The 19,558-nt window shown below is 54.5% G+C and carries 27 protein-coding genes, 1 tRNA gene and 1 pseudogene; 15 read left to right on the forward strand and 14 right to left on the reverse strand.

Translation table 11 applies throughout. The features are described 5' to 3' along the window. Position 1: 1 nt before the first annotated feature. Positions 2–1,135, reverse strand: a complete 1,134-nt coding sequence (locus OB2597_RS21470) for a restriction endonuclease subunit S (protein WP_084658726.1) — start codon at positions 1,133–1,135, stop codon at positions 2–4. Next, on the reverse strand, positions 1,132–2,670 hold the full coding sequence (locus OB2597_RS10640; RefSeq protein WP_009805559.1) for a type I restriction-modification system subunit M: 1,539 nt from the start codon (positions 2,668–2,670) through the stop codon (positions 1,132–1,134). Before OB2597_RS10640 ends, OB2597_RS21470 begins: the two co-directional genes overlap by 4 nt. A gap of 700 nt (positions 2,671–3,370) precedes the next feature. On the opposite strand from OB2597_RS10640, the gene OB2597_RS10645 reads away from it, so the two are divergent. The 6 genes from OB2597_RS10645 (at position 3,371) to OB2597_RS21480 (ending at position 5,188) form a co-directional block, all read left to right on the forward strand. Then, the gene (locus tag OB2597_RS10645) at positions 3,371–3,745 is read left to right on the forward strand and encodes a hypothetical protein (protein WP_009805560.1); all 375 of its coding nucleotides are present in this window, start codon (positions 3,371–3,373) and stop codon (positions 3,743–3,745) included. Beyond that, positions 3,742–3,975 carry a hypothetical protein gene (locus tag OB2597_RS10650; protein WP_009805561.1) on the forward strand — a complete coding sequence of 78 codons (234 nt, stop codon included), beginning with the start codon at positions 3,742–3,744 and terminating at the stop codon, positions 3,973–3,975. The genes OB2597_RS10645 and OB2597_RS10650 overlap by 4 nt, the downstream gene beginning before the upstream one ends. Beyond that, complete coding sequence (locus OB2597_RS10655) at positions 3,972–4,178, forward strand: hypothetical protein (RefSeq protein ID WP_009805562.1); 207 nt, start codon at positions 3,972–3,974, stop codon at positions 4,176–4,178. The genes OB2597_RS10650 and OB2597_RS10655 overlap by 4 nt, the downstream gene beginning before the upstream one ends. Before the next feature lie 102 nt (positions 4,179–4,280). After that, positions 4,281–4,514 carry a hypothetical protein gene (locus tag OB2597_RS10660; protein WP_009805564.1) on the forward strand — a complete coding sequence of 78 codons (234 nt, stop codon included), beginning with the start codon at positions 4,281–4,283 and terminating at the stop codon, positions 4,512–4,514. Continuing rightward, positions 4,511–4,735: a hypothetical protein gene (locus OB2597_RS10665; RefSeq protein ID WP_009805565.1), complete on the forward strand. Its 225-nt coding sequence runs from the start codon at positions 4,511–4,513 to the stop codon at positions 4,733–4,735. Before OB2597_RS10660 ends, OB2597_RS10665 begins: the two co-directional genes overlap by 4 nt. A 126-nt stretch (positions 4,736–4,861) precedes the next feature. After that, positions 4,862–5,188, forward strand: coding sequence for an H-NS histone family protein (locus OB2597_RS21480; RefSeq protein WP_084658732.1), 327 nt, complete (start codon positions 4,862–4,864; stop codon positions 5,186–5,188). A gap of 3 nt (positions 5,189–5,191) precedes the next feature. Here OB2597_RS21480 and OB2597_RS21885 read toward each other — a convergent pair whose 3' ends face one another. The 4 genes from OB2597_RS21885 to OB2597_RS10690 all read right to left on the reverse strand — a co-directional run bounded on the left by OB2597_RS21885 (position 5,192) and on the right by OB2597_RS10690 (position 8,375). Next, complete coding sequence (locus OB2597_RS21885; protein WP_148234714.1) at positions 5,192–6,388, reverse strand: hypothetical protein; 1,197 nt, start codon at positions 6,386–6,388, stop codon at positions 5,192–5,194. A 618-nt stretch (positions 6,389–7,006) separates the two neighbouring features. Then, positions 7,007–7,303, reverse strand: a complete 297-nt coding sequence (locus OB2597_RS10680) for a hypothetical protein (protein WP_009805569.1) — start codon at positions 7,301–7,303, stop codon at positions 7,007–7,009. A gap of 11 nt (positions 7,304–7,314) precedes the next feature. Then, entirely contained in the window at positions 7,315–8,049 is a 735-nt protein-coding gene (locus tag OB2597_RS10685) for a thioredoxin domain-containing protein (protein ID WP_009805570.1), read from the reverse strand. Continuing rightward, positions 8,046–8,375: a hypothetical protein gene (locus OB2597_RS10690; protein ID WP_009805571.1), complete on the reverse strand. Its 330-nt coding sequence runs from the start codon at positions 8,373–8,375 to the stop codon at positions 8,046–8,048. Before OB2597_RS10690 ends, OB2597_RS10685 begins: the two co-directional genes overlap by 4 nt. Positions 8,376–8,561: 186 nt before the next feature. Between OB2597_RS10690 and OB2597_RS10695 the strand changes: the two genes are divergently transcribed. Together OB2597_RS10695 and OB2597_RS10700 are read left to right on the forward strand one after the other, a co-directional pair. Then, a complete protein-coding gene (locus OB2597_RS10695) occupies positions 8,562–9,188 on the forward strand; it encodes a tyrosine-type recombinase/integrase (protein WP_040609260.1) in 627 nt (208 codons plus the stop codon). A gap of 73 nt (positions 9,189–9,261) precedes the next feature. Continuing rightward, complete coding sequence (locus OB2597_RS10700) at positions 9,262–9,963, forward strand: hypothetical protein (protein ID WP_009805573.1); 702 nt, start codon at positions 9,262–9,264, stop codon at positions 9,961–9,963. A gap of 96 nt (positions 9,964–10,059) precedes the next feature. On the opposite strand, the gene OB2597_RS21890 is transcribed toward OB2597_RS10700, so the two are convergent. The 5 genes from OB2597_RS21890 to OB2597_RS21900 form a co-directional block, all read right to left on the reverse strand. Then, positions 10,060–10,638: a hypothetical protein gene (locus OB2597_RS21890; protein WP_148234715.1), complete on the reverse strand. Its 579-nt coding sequence runs from the start codon at positions 10,636–10,638 to the stop codon at positions 10,060–10,062. Next, a complete protein-coding gene (locus OB2597_RS21895) occupies positions 10,631–11,110 on the reverse strand; it encodes a hypothetical protein (RefSeq protein WP_148234716.1) in 480 nt (159 codons plus the stop codon). The genes OB2597_RS21890 and OB2597_RS21895 overlap by 8 nt, the downstream gene beginning before the upstream one ends. 152 nt (positions 11,111–11,262) lie before the next feature. Continuing rightward, a complete protein-coding gene (locus OB2597_RS10705) occupies positions 11,263–11,652 on the reverse strand; it encodes a hypothetical protein (protein ID WP_009805574.1) in 390 nt (129 codons plus the stop codon). After that, a complete protein-coding gene (locus OB2597_RS10710; protein ID WP_009805575.1) occupies positions 11,652–12,485 on the reverse strand; it encodes a hypothetical protein in 834 nt (277 codons plus the stop codon). Before OB2597_RS10710 ends, OB2597_RS10705 begins: the two co-directional genes overlap by 1 nt. 9 nt (positions 12,486–12,494) lie before the next feature. After that, positions 12,495–12,686, reverse strand: a complete 192-nt coding sequence (locus OB2597_RS21900) for a hypothetical protein (protein ID WP_148234717.1) — start codon at positions 12,684–12,686, stop codon at positions 12,495–12,497. Between the two features lie 47 nt (positions 12,687–12,733). Here OB2597_RS21900 and OB2597_RS22650 point away from each other — a divergent pair, with 47 nt between their 5' ends. The 3 genes from OB2597_RS22650 (at position 12,734) to OB2597_RS10720 (ending at position 15,015) form a co-directional block, all read left to right on the forward strand. After that, a complete protein-coding gene (locus OB2597_RS22650) occupies positions 12,734–12,868 on the forward strand; it encodes a hypothetical protein (protein ID WP_009805577.1) in 135 nt (44 codons plus the stop codon). Positions 12,869–13,086: 218 nt separating this feature from the next. Continuing rightward, positions 13,087–13,380 (forward strand): hypothetical protein, encoded by a 294-nt coding sequence (locus OB2597_RS10715; protein ID WP_040609263.1) that lies wholly within the window; start codon positions 13,087–13,089, stop codon positions 13,378–13,380. Further along, on the forward strand, positions 13,381–15,015 hold the full coding sequence (locus OB2597_RS10720) for a type IV secretory system conjugative DNA transfer family protein (RefSeq protein ID WP_009805579.1): 1,635 nt from the start codon (positions 13,381–13,383) through the stop codon (positions 15,013–15,015). Positions 15,016–15,026: 11 nt separating this feature from the next. On the opposite strand, the gene OB2597_RS10725 is transcribed toward OB2597_RS10720, so the two are convergent. Further along, positions 15,027–15,320, reverse strand: coding sequence for a hypothetical protein (locus tag OB2597_RS10725; protein WP_009805580.1), 294 nt, complete (start codon positions 15,318–15,320; stop codon positions 15,027–15,029). A gap of 82 nt (positions 15,321–15,402) precedes the next feature. Here OB2597_RS10725 and OB2597_RS21905 point away from each other — a divergent pair, with 82 nt between their 5' ends. The 4 genes and pseudogenes from OB2597_RS21905 to OB2597_RS21485 form a co-directional block, all read left to right on the forward strand. After that, positions 15,403–15,819 (forward strand): hypothetical protein, encoded by a 417-nt coding sequence (locus tag OB2597_RS21905; protein ID WP_148234718.1) that lies wholly within the window; start codon positions 15,403–15,405, stop codon positions 15,817–15,819. A 166-nt stretch (positions 15,820–15,985) separates the two neighbouring features. Continuing rightward, positions 15,986–16,345 (forward strand): hypothetical protein, encoded by a 360-nt coding sequence (locus tag OB2597_RS21910; RefSeq protein WP_148234719.1) that lies wholly within the window; start codon positions 15,986–15,988, stop codon positions 16,343–16,345. Between the two features lie 111 nt (positions 16,346–16,456). Beyond that, complete coding sequence (locus OB2597_RS10735) at positions 16,457–16,783, forward strand: hypothetical protein (protein ID WP_009805583.1); 327 nt, start codon at positions 16,457–16,459, stop codon at positions 16,781–16,783. Continuing rightward, positions 16,780–17,778, forward strand: a pseudogene (locus OB2597_RS21485) (recombinase family protein); the annotation flags it as partial. The gene OB2597_RS10735 and the pseudogene OB2597_RS21485, both read left to right, overlap by 4 nt. Before the next feature lie 541 nt (positions 17,779–18,319). Here the strand turns inward: OB2597_RS21485 and OB2597_RS10745 are convergent. Together OB2597_RS10745 and OB2597_RS10750 are read right to left on the reverse strand one after the other, a co-directional pair. Further along, positions 18,320–18,396, reverse strand: a tRNA-Arg gene (locus OB2597_RS10745). 72 nt (positions 18,397–18,468) lie between these two features. Continuing rightward, complete coding sequence (locus OB2597_RS10750) at positions 18,469–19,482, reverse strand: methyltransferase (protein ID WP_009805585.1); 1,014 nt, start codon at positions 19,480–19,482, stop codon at positions 18,469–18,471. Positions 19,483–19,558 lie beyond the last annotated feature (76 nt).

Here is a 19,558-nt window from a genome sequence, read left to right on the forward strand (position 1 = left end):
ATTAAAGCTCCCCTCGAAATGCACGGCTTTGCAGTGAGGCAAAAAGCTCGTTGAAACTTGAGAGAGCCCGATGATACGTGATCTTTCGCTCAGTTATTTTATTGAGCTTTGCAACCAATTCCGTCTGAACTGACAGCGGAGGAATTATCGCTTCCATGCGCTTGAGAAGGCTTAGTGTTACAGTCTTTTGAGCAATACCTGTCGCTCCAACATCCGCTTGATGACGAAGACTCGGACTTTCGAGGAGATACATCAAGTAATAACTGTCAATAAGGTCTGGGTTTGGCTTTAGGTGAGCGATGTGCCGCTGGAACAAGAACTTCTCACCTTCTGGTACAACCGCGGCATGGCCGTATGATCCAACTGAAGTGTAGAGAACATCGCCAGGTTCAACTTTTGTGTTTCTAGTTAGCTCATCGTAAGTCTGCTCAGAGATGAATTTCTCAGTTTCAAAATCAATTTCCTGATTGCGGATATTTGAAACAAAAAGAAATGGCACTCCACTAGTTGCCCATTTGGGAGATTGGTGGGTTCCGTCAGTGATCTTGGCGCAAACTTCGCCTAATGTTGTGTTCTCACCACGTAGGCTCTTTTGATGCCCGTCAAACCAAGCTTTTCCCAAAACATCGAGGCGGTCAATGGCGCGTTGGCGCAAGCGGCGCAGCGCATCTGCCCGATCGAGGATCGCCGCAATCCGCTTCTGTTCGTCGAGCGATGGGAGGGGGATTGTCGTTCGCTCAAGGTCTTTCTTGTTGAACCCCGCTTGGGCGGCCCTTCCACCTAATCCCAGAATGTAATTTTGAAATTTGGGCGAACTGAGAAAATGGCTAAGATAACGCCGGTCAATCAGATCATCATTTGGTATAGTCTTTACTAGGGCAACGTTATAGGCGCCAGATTTCCCCTGTAGAATTCTTCCAATAGACGCACCATATCGCGCAATCATTATATCGGATTCATCACAGGTTTTAAGATTGGAAGCCCTTGGTACATAGACTGGGTTATCATCACTTTTAAAATCACGGATTTGAAGTAATCTTATGTAATTGTCAGATGGTTCCTGCTTGAAGGTACTCTTTGGTGGTTGAGTTCCTCCTTGAATATCGCAAGCATCTAAGAACGGCACTTCCCTCACGACAGCATCTCCTCCAACTGGGTAAGTCCGTCACTAATGTCATTCTCGATGGATCGCAGTTCGGCTATGATATCTGCTGGTGACTGATGCTCAGCTTCTACATACTCAACCTCCTTGTAGCGGTTGAGCGAGAGGTCGTAATCGGAAGCGGTGATTTCCGCGAGCGATACACAGAAGCTCTGGGCCGTGGGAGAGTTCGCGGTCTCGCTCCCGTCCTTCTCTGCCCATCTCCTCAGCAGGTCGGGCAAGTTGTTCTTTTCATGCTCCGCGTCGCTCAGCGCCTCGACTGGAACAGGTCCCATCTTCTCGGGGGGCAGAAGCGGCGTGCGCTTGTCATCGAGAGAGATACCGTCGGCCTGCAAATCATAGAACCAGACGTGATCGGTGCCGCCAACGCCCGTCTTGGTGAACACTAGGATCGCGGTAGAAACACCCGCATAGGGGCGGAAGACGCCAGACGGTAGTTTGATGACCGCATCTAGCTTGTGATCCTCGACCAGCATGCGGCGAATTTCTTTGTGGGCCTTTGATGCGCCAAACAGCACGCCGTCGGGCACGACCACGGCCGCGCGACCGCCTGTCTTTAGCAGGCGCAGAAAGAGCCCGACAAACAGAAGCTCAGTCTTCTTCGTCTTGACGATCTTCTGGAGGTCCTTGGCGGTGCTGTCGTAGTCCAGCGATCCCGCGAATGGGGGATTGGCAAGGATCAGGGAATACTTACCCGCATCTGCGTTGTGCTCTTCGGCAAGGCTGTCACGGTAGGAAATATCGGCATCCTCGACGCCGTGCAGGACCATGTTCATCGCCCCGATGCGGAGCATGGTCGGGTCGAAGTCGAAGCCGTGGAACATATCTTTGTGAAAATGCGCGCGCTGCTTTTCGTTGCGGAAGAGTTCGGGGTGGTTGGCGCGCAGGTACTCCCCCGCCGCGACCAAGAAGCCGCATGTGCCCGAGGCGGGGTCGCAGATCACGTCATCAGGTGTCGGTGCGGTTAGCTCGACCATCAGCTGGATTATGTGGCGCGGCGTGCGAAACTGGCCGTTCTGCCCTGCGCTCGCGATCTTGCCGAGCATATATTCGTAGAGATCGCCCTTGGTGTCGCGGTCATCCATCGGGATTTGGTCGAGCATCTCCACGACTTTGGACAAGAGCGACGGACTGGAGAAGCCAAGGCGGGCGTCCTTCATGTGCTTGCCGTAGCTGGAGCCTTCTTCACCAAGCTGGCGAAGGAATGGAAAGACGTGCTCATCGACGACTTCCATCATTTCGCGGGCTTCAAAATTCTTGAAGCGTGACCAGCGCATATCTTCGTATGCGCGGCCTTTGTCGTCATTACCTTCAGGGAAAATGCGGCGCTCCATTTCGAGGCCGAGCGTTTCCGCCTTACTTTCTTCGAGCGTGTGAAGGTCATCGAGTCGCTTGATGAAAAGCAAATAGGTGATCTGTTCGATCACTGAGAGCGGGTTCGAAACACCGCCAGACCAGAACGCATTCCAGATTTGGTCAACCTTGTTTCGAATTTCGCCTGTCAGCATGCTCGTCCCTGCTTTCGTTTTTCGTGTTGTCTTGTGAAGGTACGGGGTGGCTTTCGACATAAGCGCGCATGAACTCACGGATGACTTGCGCGGCTGGTTTGTCGTCGGCCTGGCATGCAATAAGGAATTCATCACGCAACTCGCGACTAACTCGGACCCGCATGCCAACGGCCTTCTTCATCGGGCTAAGTGTAACCAATGGTTACACATTTTGGAAGCGCCGATTGCCTCTCGTCGAGAAGAAAAAGCTCGACGCAGTCGTTTCCATGAAATGGTCATGGGGGTATCGGGGGTAGCAGGAACGCTCCCCTGATCGGTGATCAACCTGGCGACAGGTTGTCCATGGTTCGGTGCAGGTGGAGAGGGACGTCTCCAAGTCCTGCGAGTGGGTTTCAAGGGGGCGCGATAGCTCCTTTGATCGATGGGTGCAGGGAGAGCGAAGTTTCCATGCTCGTGGCCTAAGCGGCGAAACGCTTCTGGCTGGGTGATGGGTTCAATACCCTGAGACCAGCCACAGGCCGGGGGGATGCAACGGGGGCGCGCAGCGGGTCCCCTTGCCAAGATGGTGTTGTACTACAACACACATCTTGCGTTCGTCGCTAAGTCGAAAACCTGGCTCTGACTCCGTAATAAGTGATCGCTTCAGTCTTGGTGCAGATCGGCGCTTTGACCTAAGCTGGTTTGTGCAGGAGTACCCGACATGATGAAACAAAACAGGGGGCCGTCCCACGCCCGTCATCTATCGACTCTCGCTGATCTGGCCGCGAAGAGCTGGCGCGATCTGTTCGAGGGCAAGCAGCAGATGCCCCGCGAGATGCGTGAGGCCCTGCTGGAGAATTCGCTCGATGTGCAGAGACGGTATGCCGAAAAGGCCATGCGCGGCGGCAAGGCGAAGTCGATCCGGACGAAGAACATGAAGGGCTTTCAGGGGCTGCTCAATGACGTGGCGTTCATCCTGCACGCCGCCCGCGTGAAGCATGGCAGGCAATACTCGAAGGCGATGCAGGCCGAGATTGACCTGAACTTCTCCCAGAGTCGCGCCCATCACTTTCCGTTTGAGGAGACGGACGCATGAGCTTCGCCCCAAAACATACCCTCGGGGGCAAGCCACTCGATCTTACCCATGATCTGGAAGCCCTCGCCCATATCGAGGCAGAGACGCAGGAGATCATCTTGCGCTCTGTCGCGCCCCGTCATGTGGCCGCTGTGTGTCAGGCCCGCGATCTGTTCTTGAGACGGCTTGCAGCGGCGTATTCGTGGAAGCACCAGCAGAACGCCCGCCCCAAGAAGGAGGGCAAGGCATGAACGAGCCGGAACCCTACACCCATGCGTGGTGGATGCAGAAACCGCCTGAGCCGCTAGCCGACATGGTGCGTCGCTTTCAGGAGCGCGGACATCTCCAGACGCCCGCGGTGCAGAAGGTCTTGCGGAAGAAGCTCCCGCCCCTGGAGGTGGCCGAGGAGATCGACCGCGACGTGGCGGCGCTCTGGAAACGTGTGCAGCGATGAGACCCTTGCTTGTGGTGATCGTCGTCGGGCTGATCGGATGGGCGGGGTTCACCTATGTCGATCATACCGTCACAGAGAGCCTGTTTCGGGAGAAATGAGCCGATGGCGGGCAAGCCGCTGAGAGCAAAGCAGATCGTCGCCGATCTCAAATCCTTGGCAGAAGAGACCGCCTTTATGTATGCCTATATCGGCGGAGACGAGGCCATACGGCACGAGCGCAATATCAAGGTGGTCAAGTTCTTCTGGGACACCTACGCCCACAACCAGCGGCGCAGATGGGAGATGCAGCGCGGAAAACGGCTTCCTTTCGATCCAACAAAGGTTTTCAAGCCGTGAGCCGCAGCCCCTACCGCAGCATGATCGACCGCGAGCTTGCCGCCCACATCTGGAAAGAGAACGGGCGCTACACGGTCACGCTGGAGCCGCCGGAACTGGAAGGGGCCGATATCCTGCGTGGTGTCCGTCTTCTGGAACTGGCTTATAGCCGCATCATCGAATGCGAACGCGCCGATGAGCTGGACGCGCAGCGCGACGCACGGAAGGCATCGAAGCAGTAGGCGGGAAGAAAGCCGCGTTTCAGGCTCACCAAATGACGGAGCAGCATAACAGTTTGCCCGCACTTGAAGTATTTATCCTAAACGCTTTAAAGGTATGTCACCCAAACCTTTGATGAGGCCGCAGGCATGGCAACGAAGATCAATCTCGACAAGCTCGATCTGGATGAACTCAAGCAGCTTCAGAAAGACGTTACCAAAGCTATCGACCAGTATGAGGCCAAACGTCGGAATGAAGCCCTCGCCGCAATCGAAGCCACGGCCAAAGAACACGGTTTTTCTGTTGCAGAGTTGACGGGCAGTGTTTCTGCCAGGAAAGGTAAGCAGCCTTTGCCGCCGAAGTATGCTCATCCTGAAAACCCGTCCCTCACATGGAGCGGGCGCGGTCGTCAGCCAGCCTGGATCAAGGAAGGTCTGGAAAGCGGCAAGTCGATGAATGACTACCTGATAAAGTAGCTATCAGACAAGCACGTGGCCGCTTTCGATTAGAGCGGCAATATCGACATTATTGGTATTGTTCAAGATTACCACGGGCTCAAAATCAAAACGTCCGCCTTGACCGTCACGGTCCACGGCAATGATTGAGGTCGAATCCATCTCCACAACATCGAATCCACTTCCGCCAGTCATTACATCGTTTCCGTAACCACCCCGAATAAACACATCTTTGGAAGAGTGGGATTGATTAAGAAAATCTGCATCGTTACTGCCGTGACGATATATTACATCCTCGAACTCGAACGCTGTCGTTGATGCACCTTCCTGCGCGTTACTAAGCCTGTTCAGATAGAAATCTTCGACGTGAACAATATCGTACCCACCTTTCTTTACTAATAACCTTGTATCTGTTCCGCCAGCAGCTTGCTCGAAAACTACATCCACATAATCCAAGTCTTGAAAATAGACTGTAGTAAGATCAAAAGATGCAATATCGTTGTTGACTTCAAGTTTTCCGTGCTCGTCTAGTACGGGACCGTTCCACTCAAGGATGATCGTGTCGTGGCCGCCACGTTTATGGAATTTATTAAAGTCTGTAACGCCGCCATCATAAATATAGGCCGTAAATGTATCATTGCCGGAACCGTCCAATAAACCCATATGGCCGGGGTACTCGTCGGGATCATTTGGTACAGTCGTGCTGCCGTCGTTCCAAGGTGTATAATCACGAAAATCATAACCAACTGCGTTCATTACGGAATTTACAACGGAACCACTATTTGGCCCTAAAAGATCATAATCAATATCGCGTTCGTAAAGCCCGTGTTGATTGGCCATTTGACTGCCAAGGGTCAGAGCGAAATCCCACATATCATTGAAGGCATTGGTCGCGGCCGCACCACTTAACAACAGCCGAAAATCCTGATCGGCGGGGGTTACCGTAGGATCGCCAAAACGATAGTCATAAGAATTTCTGGCATCGCCCCTTAACTCAATGATAATATTTGAACTTGTGACATCAGGATCACTGGAATATGCGGGAACTTTATAACTGCCTGAATAGTTTTCTTTTGGACCACCCCGAATGATTTGTTGATCATCTTTTGTTCCCAAATCTCCATCAGTATCATAAAATAAATAGGTATGATCATATCCTGTATCCAATCCAAATATAGGATCAAGGACATCATATCCTCCGATGTAAAGTTTAGCGCTCAATGTTAAGTCCTTTTCTAGCGTTTTGATCTAATGTATTTCTTATTTCTATGAAATTTTGGTGAAACCCACTTGCGAGTAACTTATTACTTTCATTAAATATAAAAGACATGCGCGCGCCTCCTTTCATATCTTGCATATATTGAGGATAAAAGTATGTGCATTCATTTATCCAATCACTGCATCCATATTTTTCGACACCGCCAGCTTTCACTAAGACCCGCTCTACGAACGCTTTTGGTGTGCCGGGCGGAAAGAGTTTGCGAAACGCGTCTATCAATTCTTCATGTGTGCCATAATCTCTGAAACTGAATCTGTCCGAGTCGAACCGCGGATCGGCAGGATCGGTGATTTTGAAGAATGGCCCAACATAACCGTAATAGCGTGCAGCGCCGAAGCTCGACGCGACGAGCAAAATAAGCAAACTTAGAAGAATTGTCTTGGTTCTGATTGGCGTGTCCTTCTATTGGTGTACTCGTCAAAAGAATTTCCATCGCGACGCCGTCGCTTGCTTCTTGATAGCTGTCCGCTTATCGCAGCATGAAACTTTCATTAAAGAATACTTCTATTATGAAATTAGTATGACTTTGATTTTATTAATTGTAAAGACACCGGATCTTGCTACTTTTTGCGATATTGAAGAAGCGATGATTTAATGCCGCCGATGAAAGTTTTCTCGCGTAGTAGAGCCAGCACCTTTTGAAATTGCTTCGCCCGAAGCGTGTTGCTTTCTGCGCGATCATACTCCGCGATACGGTGCTCATGCGCCGCGAGTGCGGTATCTCTATCCTCGCCCCGTTGCTGGATGGCTTCGAGAACGAGATAGGTAGAGGCCGCATTGAAGATGCGGCGGCGCAGCCAGTCATTGCGCAGGTTCAGGAAGCCTTGCCTGATCTCAGTGGCTTCATCCTCGTCCATGGCGCGGGCACTTAGCCTGTCCCAAGAGCGTCCGACAGGGCCTCAAGGAACGAGGCCTTGTTGGCGAGATTCCACTCGATGCGCTCGCCGTTGAGGAAGATCGCAGGCACTTGCCCCGGCGGGTCGAGTTCAAGGCTCTGCGCCACGTATCCTTGCAGAACGCCCATGAGGTTGTCGCGCAGCTCGCCCTGCTGGAAGCAGGCGCGGACCTGATCATCATTCAGGGCGTAGGTGCTGCGAAGGTTATCAAGCACCTGCTGCATGCGCTCGGGCGAGAGGTAGGGCCACACCTCCCTGTCTTCGGCTGTATCCAGATTGAGATAGGCCACATAGATCGCCGCCCACGTTTGCAGCTCGGCATAGTCATCTTCGAAGTGGGAAGCACATCGGGACATTAGAGCGAAATTGATTGAGTGCCGCATAGCGGATTGCCGTGTGGCATCTCCTCCCTGTTCCTCGGTTGGCGCTTGCATCGCGGTCGGCACGGCACGGATGATGATGTACAGGCGTCCGTCCGAGAGCGGTTCTTCCAGCCCCGCCTGAGTCAGCTCGTAAGCGAAGGCGAGACAGGAGAAACATCCCGGGGAGAGATAAGCGACGAGCGTGTTCTCGGCACTCTCTTGCAGTCCGATCACTGTATCTATGGCAGGTTCAACGGGCGGATACGGGAGCGTGCTTTGCGCGCTTGCTCCTGTGCCGATCAACAGAGCGCTGCTCAACAGCACAGAACGTAGTGTCCGTGTCATCGGGAAGACCTCCTGCGGCGGATGAGGAACGCAGCCAGTGCCCCTAGCAGAAGGGCCTGGATCAGAACGGGAATGAGGCTCCAGGTGCTGCCTCCCAGAAGCGTCCAGAGATGCGGGATCGGGAAACGCAGCAGCGCGAGCAGGAACGGCATGGGCGGGCCGTCCATCTGTAATACGGCCTCCGCGGAGAACCCGCGCTCTACCAGAGAGACGGCGGCGTCCTGATCGGCGGCAAGCGTGCCCAGATATCCCTGATACAGGGCGAAGTACGCCCCCGCATAGAGAAGCGCGACGCCAATACCGATGATCAGAGACGTGCGCGACACGGCATCATTCCTCAACTTTTATCCAGAAGTTGAGGTGATCGCTGAAGGCCCGAGTAACAGCGACTTCTTGCCTAGTTTTGAAGCTCGCCCGTACCTCTAAGAGGTTGACGCGGCGTTGAATACTCCCGTATGTCAACTTCTGGATATAAGTTGACATGTCCGGCACGGGGGTGTTTGTGCTGGTCTATGTCACTGGAAAGACTCCGCAATTCCAATCACCCGAAATCAGGCTCGACCACGAAGGTGGAGCCGATCCGTGATCTGGCGGCGATTGCAGAGATCAAGAAAAAACTATCAGGCCGTCCTCGTGACCTGTGCCTGTTCACGCTTGGCATCAACACGGCCTACCGCGCCAACGAACTGCTTTCGATCCGCGTCGGTCAGGTCGCCCATCTGCGCGCCGGAGACGTGCTGTCTCTCAAGCAGAGCAAGAACGGGCGCTACCGCACGATTACGCTGAACGGCGTTGCCGTCGAAGCCATCCAGACCTGGCTGGAGCATCATCCGAAGCCGGAAGAAAACGCGCCGCTCTTCTGGTCGCAGCGAACGCGCAAGAGCCTCAGCGTCTCACCCTTCATCAACATGGTCAAAGGCTGGTGTGCGGAGGCAGGTCTGAAAGGAAACTACGGCTCCCATACCCTGCGCAAGACATGGGGCTATCATCAGCTACGCGGTAACACCAAGACACCGCCGCATCTGGTCCTGCCCCTGCTCATGGAAGCCTACGGACATGCGCGCCAGCAACAGACGCTGGAATATCTCTGCATCCAGTCCGATGAGGTCGCCAGCCTGTTCATGCAGGTGGAGCTTTAGTATTCTTGCCTGATATCACTTCATGGTATGATCACTAGAAACAGGATTATCGGGAACCCCAAGGAAGATCAGAATGGAAAAGATATCAGAAGCGAAAGCTGCGAGACTCTTGGAGGATGAGAATTATGTGTCCGACCTCCAGCTTTATCAGGAGAGTTTTGACAAAGCCAAAGATATACTAGAAGAAACCAATGGCTGGCCCGAGAGGAAGTTTACGCCCGAAGACTGGAAAGCCGTAGAGGACTTTCACGACTCTTTTCGCAATGCCGTCATTGCCCACATGGGGTCGCAGCACGAAACTTACTGGATCGATGTAAGGTATGACTCCCCTGTCATGGCGATGCGAGTGCGTCCTTTTGCGGTCTATAGGGTGCTCCCGACACTCCAATCCACCATCGGAAACATTCTGGTCATCATCCGCATGATTGGTATGACAACTGTGACTTTCTCTATCGAGGCCGCCATTGTCGGCCAGCAAGTCGGAGAGGTCATTAAAAAGATCGTTGACGGATACGTGGCGATTGAAGACCCGAACGAGCGAAAGATATTTGAAGCAATACTGAAATTGCGTTCAGAACTTGTCGTTGTAAATTATGACGCGCTTCACAGCGAAGATTACAAGAATGCTTACGGCAAAATCGATCCGAACGCTGATCGTATCACCGAACATGTAGCTGAAAATCTGTCTGCAACTGACGCCAAAGCGGCTCTAGATAGCCTTTTAAATAAGGGCGTCGTGAAAAAATCAAAACATGGATACAGGTTTGTCTTCTAGTTTTTGGCATAGGCGCATATGCTTGATAGGCCAATACCGTATCGGAACTAAGAAGTTCGGTACTTAGTGCTGATTGTCTTTCCCCTGAGATTCTCTCTAATTTAGGTTAATCTCAAGTTGGGCGCCACAAGTGCTACCTTGACCTTGAAGGTATAAGCGCTGGTTCTCGTCGTAAAAATTCTTGTAGCTAGGCACGACGTTGGCATCCACAAGAATGTGCGAACAATCCTTCTCGGCGTCGCGCTGGACACATGCCATAAATTGTTGCTTAGCGCTTGTGTCGGGAAGAAAGCGTTCGATCAAGTCAATCGGCGGATAGCGTTTGTTTTTGATTTTTCCCGGCTTTGAGTGGACAGCCATAATGATTGCAAATCGCAGCCTCGTTACGCTGCTTTCACCATTATGAATGGACGGGATCAATGCTTGCTCGATGGGATTATCCGGCAGTAGATGGTTATATATGGCCCGTCTCGCCTTGTATTTGTACGCAGTATCCCAATTTGCGAAGCCGCGGAAAGAACCCCATAACTTATAGCAGTCACCCCTTTCTTTCAATATTTCTGTTTCCCTGACAGTTGAATGCCACGCTTTCTCAAGATCTACTTTCTGGTCCGCGTACGAGTATACAGGCAAAAAAATAATAGCGATTGCCAAGTATTTGATCCACTTACTCATGCGGCAAACTTTCTTCTTTGCGCTCAGCTGATTCTTTGACAAGCCTCGCGTGCCCTTTATGGAATCTAATAACTTTATCAACACTATTCTTGTCTGCTAGACGCAACATCATATAAGAGCCGGAGGGGTTGCTAACTTCTATCTTTACAAATGCTGCTTTGTCGCGGCGCAAACATATCGGGTACTTTTCTGAACGGTCTTTCTGAAAAATAGCTGAAGACCCAAAAATCTCTCCATTCCCGATCTCCATTATCTCGACAGTGCTTGGTTCGGTCAGGAACATAAGCAACCAAGACCATTCCGATGATCTCGCATTTCCATTCGGAAGATTGAACTCATAATTTTTTGGTCGTTTGAAGATAGCGGACAGTGGAACGGAGTTGTCCAGTGAACCGGACTCCTTGAGGCAAACATAATTCCATGCGCCAGGATGCAACGATGAGACCAACGCGGATTGGTCAGGTGCGCTCAAGTGCCGCTTGACGTGCTCGATGAAATGGCTCCCTGCCTCTTCGGCGGGTGTGCGGTGGAATATGCCAACTGCAACTATGAGAGCTATAACTGCAAAAAAAGAACTGTTGTGTATTTTAATACCTTCACGAAAACCATCTAAACCATTGATCTCTATTCCAGATAGAACTCGCTTGGCTCATTATCTGTATAATCCAGCCGAGAAGGATCAGGTTTAAGATCGTCATACATGGTATCGAACAGAATTTGCTTACCGCGCTCATTGTTGAACGCCTGCGCATGATCCATTGCAACACGCTCATTGGCATCCGTGATCCATGGATCGAAGCCCTCCTGTTGTGCGGCAGCAGCCAGAAAATCGTTGCTGTGTTTGGCAGCGGCAATATGAACGGGAGTCATGTCTAACTGCTTGCGGTGCGGGGTTGAAAGGGACTGACCTGCGGCAAGTGCGGCAAGCATTTCTGCGACATCATTCGTCTCGGCAGCGTGAAAAATATCAGGGTCTTTGTCTTGTGGGTTCAATTTCTTATCCGTATTACTCATTAAAATAAGTATCCTTTATAACACTGTTGAAATATTTCTTCAAAATTTTCGCTGTATTTCTGCTCATTAAGAAGAGCGAGTTTTGGCGCTGATTTTTGAAGTCCGTGCTGATCTGTTTCGTGAAATCTTTGATCTGCAGAATCCAGAGTTGTTGCAGGTGAAAGAATGCTTGTTGGCTGAAGTATGTTTATATTGACGAAAGCATGCTCCGTCATGGCACTCAGAAAACCATACTCCATCTTTCCGTCCGCACAGCCATTGACCAGTGAGCCTTTCATCTGCGGGCGGAACAGCTTAACCCGGCACATCCAGCTATCCGAGTTCATACCTTTCCATATAGGTTCGGCATCTCCGCTGTCTTCCGGAACCGGAAAGATGTAGCCCTCGTAAAATAGTAGGTCATTGTGATCTGGTTGTAGTGTTCTGGTAAAAATATTGGCCTTACAGTAAGCCAAGGTAACCTTGATCACGCCTCCTACGGCAAAATCAATCCGCATAATAATGTGTTTGTAAAATGAGTCTCCGAGCGGCTGGGTGTAGAGGAAGCGGCCTGATACCTCCAGTAGGTATTCCATCATTCCTTCCTTGATCCGTCTGCGCTGATAGACATCGCTAAATGATAGCGCGCTCTGCTGATCGTGGATGGCTTTGGCTTCTTCGAAGACCTCCTCATATTCAGGCGTAATCGAGATTTTTCTGACGAAGCGGTCAACAAAGCGAAACGCGCTATCCGGGATATTTCCGTGCCGTGCCCAGTCTTCCAAATGATTGCGCGTGAGGGCGTTGTCGCGGGCAGCGAGCTTGCGGCCTGATGAGTCGTCGAAGTCCTGCATGATGGCGTCTCAAACCGCCATCCAGCCAAACTTAGCGCGACCGAGCCTCTTCTTCTCGACGTCTTTGTAGATTTTCATTATGTCGAGACAGGCTCCTTTCCATGCGGGCGCATAGCCGCGAAATGGTAGCGTCTTTGCAGGCTTTGATTTGTGGTGTTTTTCCACAAATGCCGCAAACGAGATGGTGTTTCCTGAAGCCATGCCCCGTTTCTAACCTCACGGGGCGGAGCAACCAAGAGGAGAACCCCATGTCCAAGACATCGACCTTCAATGCGGGAATGAAGATGGCGCAGAGCGGCAAGCCGATGCCCGGCACCAGCGGCCTGAGCTACCGGAGCCGCCAGGACTTCACGAGCGGCTACAAGTTTGGCGCGGGCAAGTGATGTCGGCCTATCGCCGCACCCTGTGTCCGCTGTGCCTGCCGGACAAACGCGGGCGCTGCATCTGTCGGCCTCATATCGGGGTTGATCGTCGGGCACGAGGCCGCAAGGCAGCTCACACCTAACCACTCAAGCTGATCTCAGCTTCTCAGTCGGTCCTGCGTCCTCCCGCAGGGCGTGGGTCCGGCTTGTCTTGTCTCATCTTATCAGGAGGACGGCCTATGCCGGGTCCGAATAAACCAACCCCTTTCATGGGATCGCTTGGCAGCATCACTTGGGTGGTCGCTGTTCTGATCACCTTCGCCACCCTGCCTACAGCCTATGGCATGAGCTTTGATTGGGTGCTCAGCATCGCGAGCATCTACTCTTCATCGACGGGCTTTACGAGCGCGATCATTCTGATCTGGCTCGCTCTACTGGCGGTGCTGATCTACAGCGCCGTGCGCGGAGCGCTCTCCGCAGCGCTCTCGGCCCTTGGCCTGTTCATCATTCTGCGCCTCTCCGGGCGCGAGTAGATGGCGATGTCCACTCACTTTGAGAATGAGGAGCACCCCTTCGGCTCCGCCGAGATGGCAAGTGCTCATGACGCGGCGCGTGCGGGCATGTTCAGGAAGAGCGATACCGCCATCTATTGCGGTGAACTGGAGGGGCGTTCCCTGTTCTATGACGGTGAAGGCGGTATCCTGCTCGTCGCTGGTGCGCGCTCCGGCAAGCTGCGCGATATCCTCGCCTATACTCTGTGCAAGGGTATCTGTGACGGTCGTACCATCATTGTGCTCGATCCCAAGGGCGAACTGGCAGCGATCTCCCGTGACCAGATACTGGAAAGCGGACGTGGCAAGAAAGTCCTCACTTTCAATCCGCGCGGCCTGCACAATCTGCCTCAGCACAAGATCAATCCGGTCGGATATCTTAAATGGTCATCGCCGACCCTGATTCCCGATCTCAAGCTGTTTCTGGAAAACTGGATCGCAAAGAGCGGTGCGGCACAGGCCGAATACTTCGAGCATAATGCCCGCCGATGGGCGGAAGCCATTTGCCTGAGCCTTATCAAGACGCACGGCGAGCTGGAACTGCCGCAATTCTACCGCGTGGTGAACCTGCTCTCAGGCGGCGGTAAGGAGTGGATCGACTTTGCTTATGAGATGCACACAAGCGGCATTCAGGTCTCCCGCGATATTGAAGAAGAAATCGCAGCGATGCGCGAAGACCGCTCGGGTGGGTTTCAAGGCATCATTGGCGAACTTCAAAAGTCTGTGGCCTGCCTGTCCGACCCGCTGCTCTCTGAGGCCGTCTCGGGGCCTGTAAGCTATGATCTGAGCGAACTGTGCGAAGACGGCATGCCCGTCCAGCTTTATCTCGTTGTCCCGGTGGAGATGATCCCGCTCTGGGCACCTGTGCTCAAGAGCCTCTTTGTCGGCTGCCTAATCGAAAAATCCCGTGAGCCAGAGGCCCGGCGTCAGCTCTGGATACTCGATGAATGCGGACAGCTTGGCAGCTTCCCGGTGGTGCCGCAGATGTTCACCTACGGCGCAGGCATCGGCATCCAGCCCTATGCCGTCTTCCAGTCCACAAGCCAGATGGACGCTCTCGCTCCGCAGGCCCGCCAGCTGATTACCTCCAGTGCCAGCCTGCAAATGTACTTTGCCACGCGCGATCTCGGCTCCGCCAAGACCGTCTCAGAGGTGCTGGGCACACAGACGCTGCGGACGGACGATCCGCTCACGCAAAGCCGCGCGAAGCTCAAGAAAGAGCAACTGATGGCAGCGCTGCTCGGCGGCGGTGATCCCTTCCGGCTTGCCAGCCAGATTGCCCAGCTGGGGCACGAGACGGGACATACGAGAAAACATGCGCGCCAGCTCCGCACGCCCGATGAGGTGATGCGCACAGCCAAGGACGGCATGTATCTGCTCTGCGATGATCTGCCGGGACCGCTCTACGCGCAGCGCAAGCCATACTGGACACGGAGATGGATGGCAGGGCGCTATCACCCGAACCCGTATCATCCGCCGTTGGAAAGTGTGAAGGTCGCGACCTTCTGGGGGATGCGCCCGCGCAAGATCATCACGGAAGATGTGCCCGCTCAGTATGCCCACCTGCCGCAATATCGAGGCGGCTCCTGGTCGTACGTTGAGGGGTTCCGGCCATGACAGGATGCAGTCTACGCGACCTTGGGGACGATACGGCCCTGAACGAGTTCAGCCAGATCAAGGTGATCGCCAAACTTGGCGTGGAAGGTGCGCATGTCTTCTTCCGATCTGTCCATTGCAAAACAGAGATGGCGCAGGGTCTCAACAGGCCCCTGAGCAAAAGCGACATCAAAGCTATCCTGATAAATCATCGCGGCAACAGTCTCGGGGTCGGCCCCGTCCGCAATAGCCTGGTTGGCAAGTTTGCGAACCTCAGCACTCAGAGCGTCATAGTCAAACTCATCGGAAGGTTGGGAATTGGTCATTAGGTCTCCAATCACTGGTGAAAAAGAAATCGTACCAGAGTTCGATTCCGCGCGGCAAATTTCGCTGCAAGATGAATTGCGCATGCGCATTGAACTGGTGGCTGACCCCGCTGCGCGCGCGGAACTGGAACGGGGCTATCAGCGCTGTGAGCGGCGGGATCAACTCCTTGGCGCGGTGCTGCAAAGAGCAGAAGCCCGCTACATTGCCGAACACCTGAAGCCGGATGCCCGCCTTAACTTCACCCCCGTCGAGTTCGAGCGCTCCTATGCCGATGAATTGCGCCGCGTGAAGACGGCCTATCATGCGAGACCCGAGATAGATGCTCTCAAGGAACGCGCAACGGCACGTAGCCGAAACGGATGGCGAACCCTCAGCCATGCTGCGCGCGAAATCGCCCGGCACCAGCAAGACACCCACCTGTCGAAAGAGGCGTTTTCGCAAATGCGCAGCAATCGCGCCGAGGTAAGTCGCAGCTTTCAAAGAGCGGTCGGACGATAGCGCATATCAGCAAGCGCTAATGTGTTGTGCTGCAACATTTTTTGCGTTGAAACCGAGGTCATCAATATGATATGTTCACTCTTTGTTCTTGTCCGCAAAAGCGTCAGAGAAGAACAAGAAACAAATCCCGAAAACTGAAACCCAACCAAGGAAAGGAGTACATTCCATGGACAGAACACCTGCATCCAATCAACCGCTGGAGACCCTGCGAGACGGGCGTTTGAAAGCGACCCTGTGGGAGAACCAGAGCGATAACGGCCCCTATCACACCGTCACGCTTGCCAAGGTCTATGAGGACAAGGACGGGCATCTCCAAGAGACAAGTTCGTTCTCGGCCTCAGAGTTGCTGCGCGTGGCAGAGCTTGCCCGCGAGTCTCACGGCCTGATCCGCGACCTGCGCCGCGAACACAATCTCGACCGTAGCGCCGATCGAGACACCCCAAAACGGGATGAACGTCCGCATCGCCCGCGCAAGGCGTCAGCGGATCGCTTTGCCGGACGCGAAGGTCCGTCACTGGATCGGTAAATCATCGGGGCACGGGTGCCTGGCTGTGTGGGGCCGCCCCCGTGCCTCCTTCAAGACGAAGACGTGCAAAGAGAACAACGACATCCACCAATAACAAGAAAGGACAACAGCATGGAAGATAGAGGAAAAATCAACGGCAAGGTTTTGCAGCATGGTGCAGCACGAGCCCGCCCGTCGCCGCAGCAACTTCTGGAGTGCTACGGGGATCAACTTGACGGCGAAACGCTGAATGATGAGCAAGCCAAGGAGTGCCTGAGCGCACTGTGGTCGATCATGGTTGCGTTTGTTGATCTCGGTTTCAGCGTTAAGGCTGGGGATAAACTCCATCCCAAAAGCGACATCGGCATGGACGATGTGCTACAGTATCTGTGCCTTGAAGATACAGCGCCTGAAACAGTGGCATCCTCCAAAATCACTTACAAGAAGGAGCCAAGATGAGCGCAAAACCATCCGCTATTTCCGATTCAGATATTCAACAGGCCGTCATTTACTGCCGCGTCTCTTCCGCCAAACAGACCACGCGCGGGGATGGCCTCTCCTCTCAAGAAACCCGTTGCCGCGAGTACGCGAAGTACAAGGGCTATGAGGTCGCCAAGGTTTTTGCCGATGATATGTCGGGCAGCCTGACGGCACGACCAGGCATGACCGCGATGCTGGCTTATCTCCGCCAAAACCGCCGATTTGCTCCTGTTGTCATCATCGATGATATTTCTCGTCTTGCGCGCGGGCTGGAAGCACACCTCCAGCTCCGCGCCGATCTGAACGCTGCTGGTGGACGCCTCGAAAGCCCGTCCATCGAGTTCGGCGAAGATTCCGACTCCATCCTTGTCGAGAACCTCCTCGCCTCTGTCTCGCAGCACCAACGTCAGAAGAACGGGGAACAGACCATCAACCGCATGCGGGCGCGAACGCTGAACGGCTACTGGTGCTTTCAGGCTCCGGTTGGATACCGCTATCAACGCACACCCGGTCACGGCAATCTGCTCGTGCGGGATGAGCCTCACGCTGCGATACTGGCTGAAGCTCTTGAAGGATTTGCCTGCGGGCGGTTCGGCTCTCAAGTCGAAGTGAAGCGCTTCCTCGAATCCCAGCCGGAGTTTCCGCATGATCTTCCCAACGGCGAAATCCGCAACCAGCGCATCTATGAGTATCTGACGCGCCCGCTCTATGCGGGCTACATCGAAGTGCCGAAGTGGAATGTCTCGCTGCGCAAAGGCCACCATGAGCCTCTGATCTCTTTCGAGACCTACCAAAAAATTCAGGAGCGTCTGACTGGCGAGCGAAAGGCCGTCGCGCGCTCAGACATCGCCGAAGACTTCCCCCTTCGCGGCTTCGTTGCCTGCGGCGAGTGCGATCATCCGATGACGTCCTGCTGGTCGAAGAGTAAGACGGGCAAGAAGCACCCCTACTACATGTGCTTCAACAAGGGCTGTGACTCCTATCGCAAGTCGATCCCGCGTGACCGACTCGAAGGCGAGTTTGTAGCCGTACTCAAAGGTCTCACGCCCTCTCGCAAGCTGTTCGGCATTGCGCGCGCGATGCTGCGCACTCTGTGGGATGAGCGTCTGGCGCGCGCCACTGATGCCGCAAAGGCTGCCAAGCGCGACGTAAAGAAGCTTGAAGCCCAAAGCGAGCAATTCCTTGATCGTCTGGTCGAAGCGGACAACCCGTCCGTCATCGCGGCCTATGAGAAGCGGATCGCCAAGCTGGAGCAGGAAAAGCTACTGCTGTTGGAAAAGGCGGAAAACGCGGGCGCGCCGAAAGCCACCTTTGAGGAACTGTTCGAACTCTCCATGAGATTCCTCGTAAGCCCCTGTAATATATGGGCTTCGGGTCGGATCGAACTGCGTCGCACGGTGCTAAAACTGGCCTTTGCTGACCGCCTCGCATACGTGCGGAATCAGGGGTTTCGAACCCCGGAAATATCCAGCCCGTTCAAGCTGTTAGGTGCATTTGAGAGTGGGAAATGTGAAATGGCGCACCCGAAAGGATTCGAACCTTTGGCCTCTGCCTTCGGAGGGCAGCGCTCTATCCAGCTGAGCTACGGGTGCCGCACCGGCGGCTATAGGCCATCGCGCCGCCGCCCGCAATCGCAAATGCGTCGCAGGCCGCACGGACGGCGGTCACGCCGCCCGGCGCCCCACGGCGACCTTGGTCATCTGCGGGATCATCTCGACGATGTCGACCTTCTCGAACCCGCCCTGCGTCAGTTCCTCTGCCAGCGTCCCCGTATCCACCGACCGCGCTTCCGGCGTGAAGGCCGTGTGCTGCAACTGCCAGAGCGCGGCGAGTTCCGGCCCGCTTCGGTCGGCCTCGACCATGAAGTCGTGGATCACCACCTGCCCCCCGGGCGCCAGCGCCGCCCGGGCATCCGCGATCAGGTCGGTGTGCGCGTCGCCCGGCACCCCCGAGAACAGGTAGGACATCAGCACCGTGTCCTGCCCCTCCGGCCAGTCCGTCGACAGCGCGTTGCCCTCGACATAGGTGATCCGGTCCGACAGCCCCGCCTCCTCGACGTATTTCCGCCCCAGCGTGGCGACATTGGGAAATTCGACCACCGTCGCCGTCAGCTCGGGAAAGGCCCTGCACAAGGTGATGGCGAAGGCACCGGTCCCGCCGCCGACGTCCAGCAGCCGCCGCGCGCCCGACAGGTCCACCTTTTTCGCCAGTTGCCGCGCAGGGCCCAGCGATCCGGCGTGCTGGCTCTCGGAATAGAGCCGGGCCTGGTCGGGATCCGAGAACCACTGTTCGTAACTCGCCGTGGCACCCTCGGTCATCTCGCCCTGCACCGCCGCGTCCAGCTGGTCCAGAAGCCCGTACATCTGGCGCCCGACCTGCAGCCGCAGGTAATCGCCGAAATCGTACTTGGCCCCCTTCACCAGAAACGAATCGGCGGCCGGCGAATTGGCGAAACGGCCCGCCTTCACCGTCAGCAGCCCCAGGCCGGTCAGCGCCGTCAGGAGGGTTTCGGCCCGATCCCTGTGGATACCCGTGGCCTGTGCCATCTCTTCGGCCGTTGCCGACCCTCCGGCCAGCTTCGTGAACACGCCGAGGTCGAGCGCGACGAAGAGCGCCTTGGACCCCATGAACCCGAATGCAATGGCGGAAATCTCGTCGGCTTCGGTCGCTGGATGCATGAAGTACTCCTGTTTCAATGACCTGCGGACAATAGCGGTCGCCCTGCCGGGGGCCAAGCTCCGGAAGGAAAATAAC

This window comes from Pseudooceanicola batsensis HTCC2597 (assembly GCF_000152725.1).
Classification (GTDB): Bacteria; Pseudomonadota; Alphaproteobacteria; order Rhodobacterales; family Rhodobacteraceae; genus Pseudooceanicola; species Pseudooceanicola batsensis.

Excerpts from the sequence above, each read along its gene's own strand:
- OB2597_RS10650 (WP_009805561.1), top strand. The coding sequence starts at position 3,742 with ATGAGCTTCGCCCCAAAACATACCCTCGGGGGCAAGCCACTCGATCTT.
- OB2597_RS10645 (WP_009805560.1), top strand. The coding sequence starts at position 3,371 with ATGATGAAACAAAACAGGGGGCCGTCCCACGCCCGTCATCTATCGACT.
- OB2597_RS10640 (WP_009805559.1), bottom strand. The coding sequence starts at position 2,670 with ATGCTGACAGGCGAAATTCGAAACAAGGTTGACCAAATCTGGAATGCG.
- OB2597_RS10705 (WP_009805574.1), bottom strand. The coding sequence starts at position 11,652 with ATGAGTAATACGGATAAGAAATTGAACCCACAAGACAAAGACCCTGAT.
- OB2597_RS21905 (WP_148234718.1), top strand. The coding sequence starts at position 15,403 with ATGCGCATTGAACTGGTGGCTGACCCCGCTGCGCGCGCGGAACTGGAA.
- OB2597_RS10720 (WP_009805579.1), top strand. The coding sequence starts at position 13,381 with ATGGCGATGTCCACTCACTTTGAGAATGAGGAGCACCCCTTCGGCTCC.
- OB2597_RS10715 (WP_040609263.1), top strand. The coding sequence starts at position 13,087 with ATGCCGGGTCCGAATAAACCAACCCCTTTCATGGGATCGCTTGGCAGC.
- OB2597_RS21890 (WP_148234715.1), bottom strand. The coding sequence starts at position 10,638 with ATGAGTAAGTGGATCAAATACTTGGCAATCGCTATTATTTTTTTGCCT.
- OB2597_RS10660 (WP_009805564.1), top strand. The coding sequence starts at position 4,281 with ATGGCGGGCAAGCCGCTGAGAGCAAAGCAGATCGTCGCCGATCTCAAA.
- OB2597_RS10700 (WP_009805573.1), top strand. The coding sequence starts at position 9,262 with ATGGAAAAGATATCAGAAGCGAAAGCTGCGAGACTCTTGGAGGATGAG.
- OB2597_RS10695 (WP_040609260.1), top strand. The coding sequence starts at position 8,562 with ATGTCACTGGAAAGACTCCGCAATTCCAATCACCCGAAATCAGGCTCG.
- OB2597_RS10750 (WP_009805585.1), bottom strand. The coding sequence starts at position 19,482 with ATGCATCCAGCGACCGAAGCCGACGAGATTTCCGCCATTGCATTCGGG.
- OB2597_RS21910 (WP_148234719.1), top strand. The coding sequence starts at position 15,986 with ATGGACAGAACACCTGCATCCAATCAACCGCTGGAGACCCTGCGAGAC.
- OB2597_RS10725 (WP_009805580.1), bottom strand. The coding sequence starts at position 15,320 with ATGACCAATTCCCAACCTTCCGATGAGTTTGACTATGACGCTCTGAGT.
- OB2597_RS10685 (WP_009805570.1), bottom strand. The coding sequence starts at position 8,049 with ATGACACGGACACTACGTTCTGTGCTGTTGAGCAGCGCTCTGTTGATC.
- OB2597_RS10735 (WP_009805583.1), top strand. The coding sequence starts at position 16,457 with ATGGAAGATAGAGGAAAAATCAACGGCAAGGTTTTGCAGCATGGTGCA.
- OB2597_RS21480 (WP_084658732.1), top strand. The coding sequence starts at position 4,862 with ATGGCAACGAAGATCAATCTCGACAAGCTCGATCTGGATGAACTCAAG.
- OB2597_RS10710 (WP_009805575.1), bottom strand. The coding sequence starts at position 12,485 with ATGCAGGACTTCGACGACTCATCAGGCCGCAAGCTCGCTGCCCGCGAC.
- OB2597_RS10655 (WP_009805562.1), top strand. The coding sequence starts at position 3,972 with ATGAACGAGCCGGAACCCTACACCCATGCGTGGTGGATGCAGAAACCG.
- OB2597_RS21900 (WP_148234717.1), bottom strand. The coding sequence starts at position 12,686 with ATGGCTTCAGGAAACACCATCTCGTTTGCGGCATTTGTGGAAAAACAC.
- OB2597_RS22650 (WP_009805577.1), top strand. The coding sequence starts at position 12,734 with ATGTCCAAGACATCGACCTTCAATGCGGGAATGAAGATGGCGCAGAGC.
- OB2597_RS10680 (WP_009805569.1), bottom strand. The coding sequence starts at position 7,303 with ATGGACGAGGATGAAGCCACTGAGATCAGGCAAGGCTTCCTGAACCTG.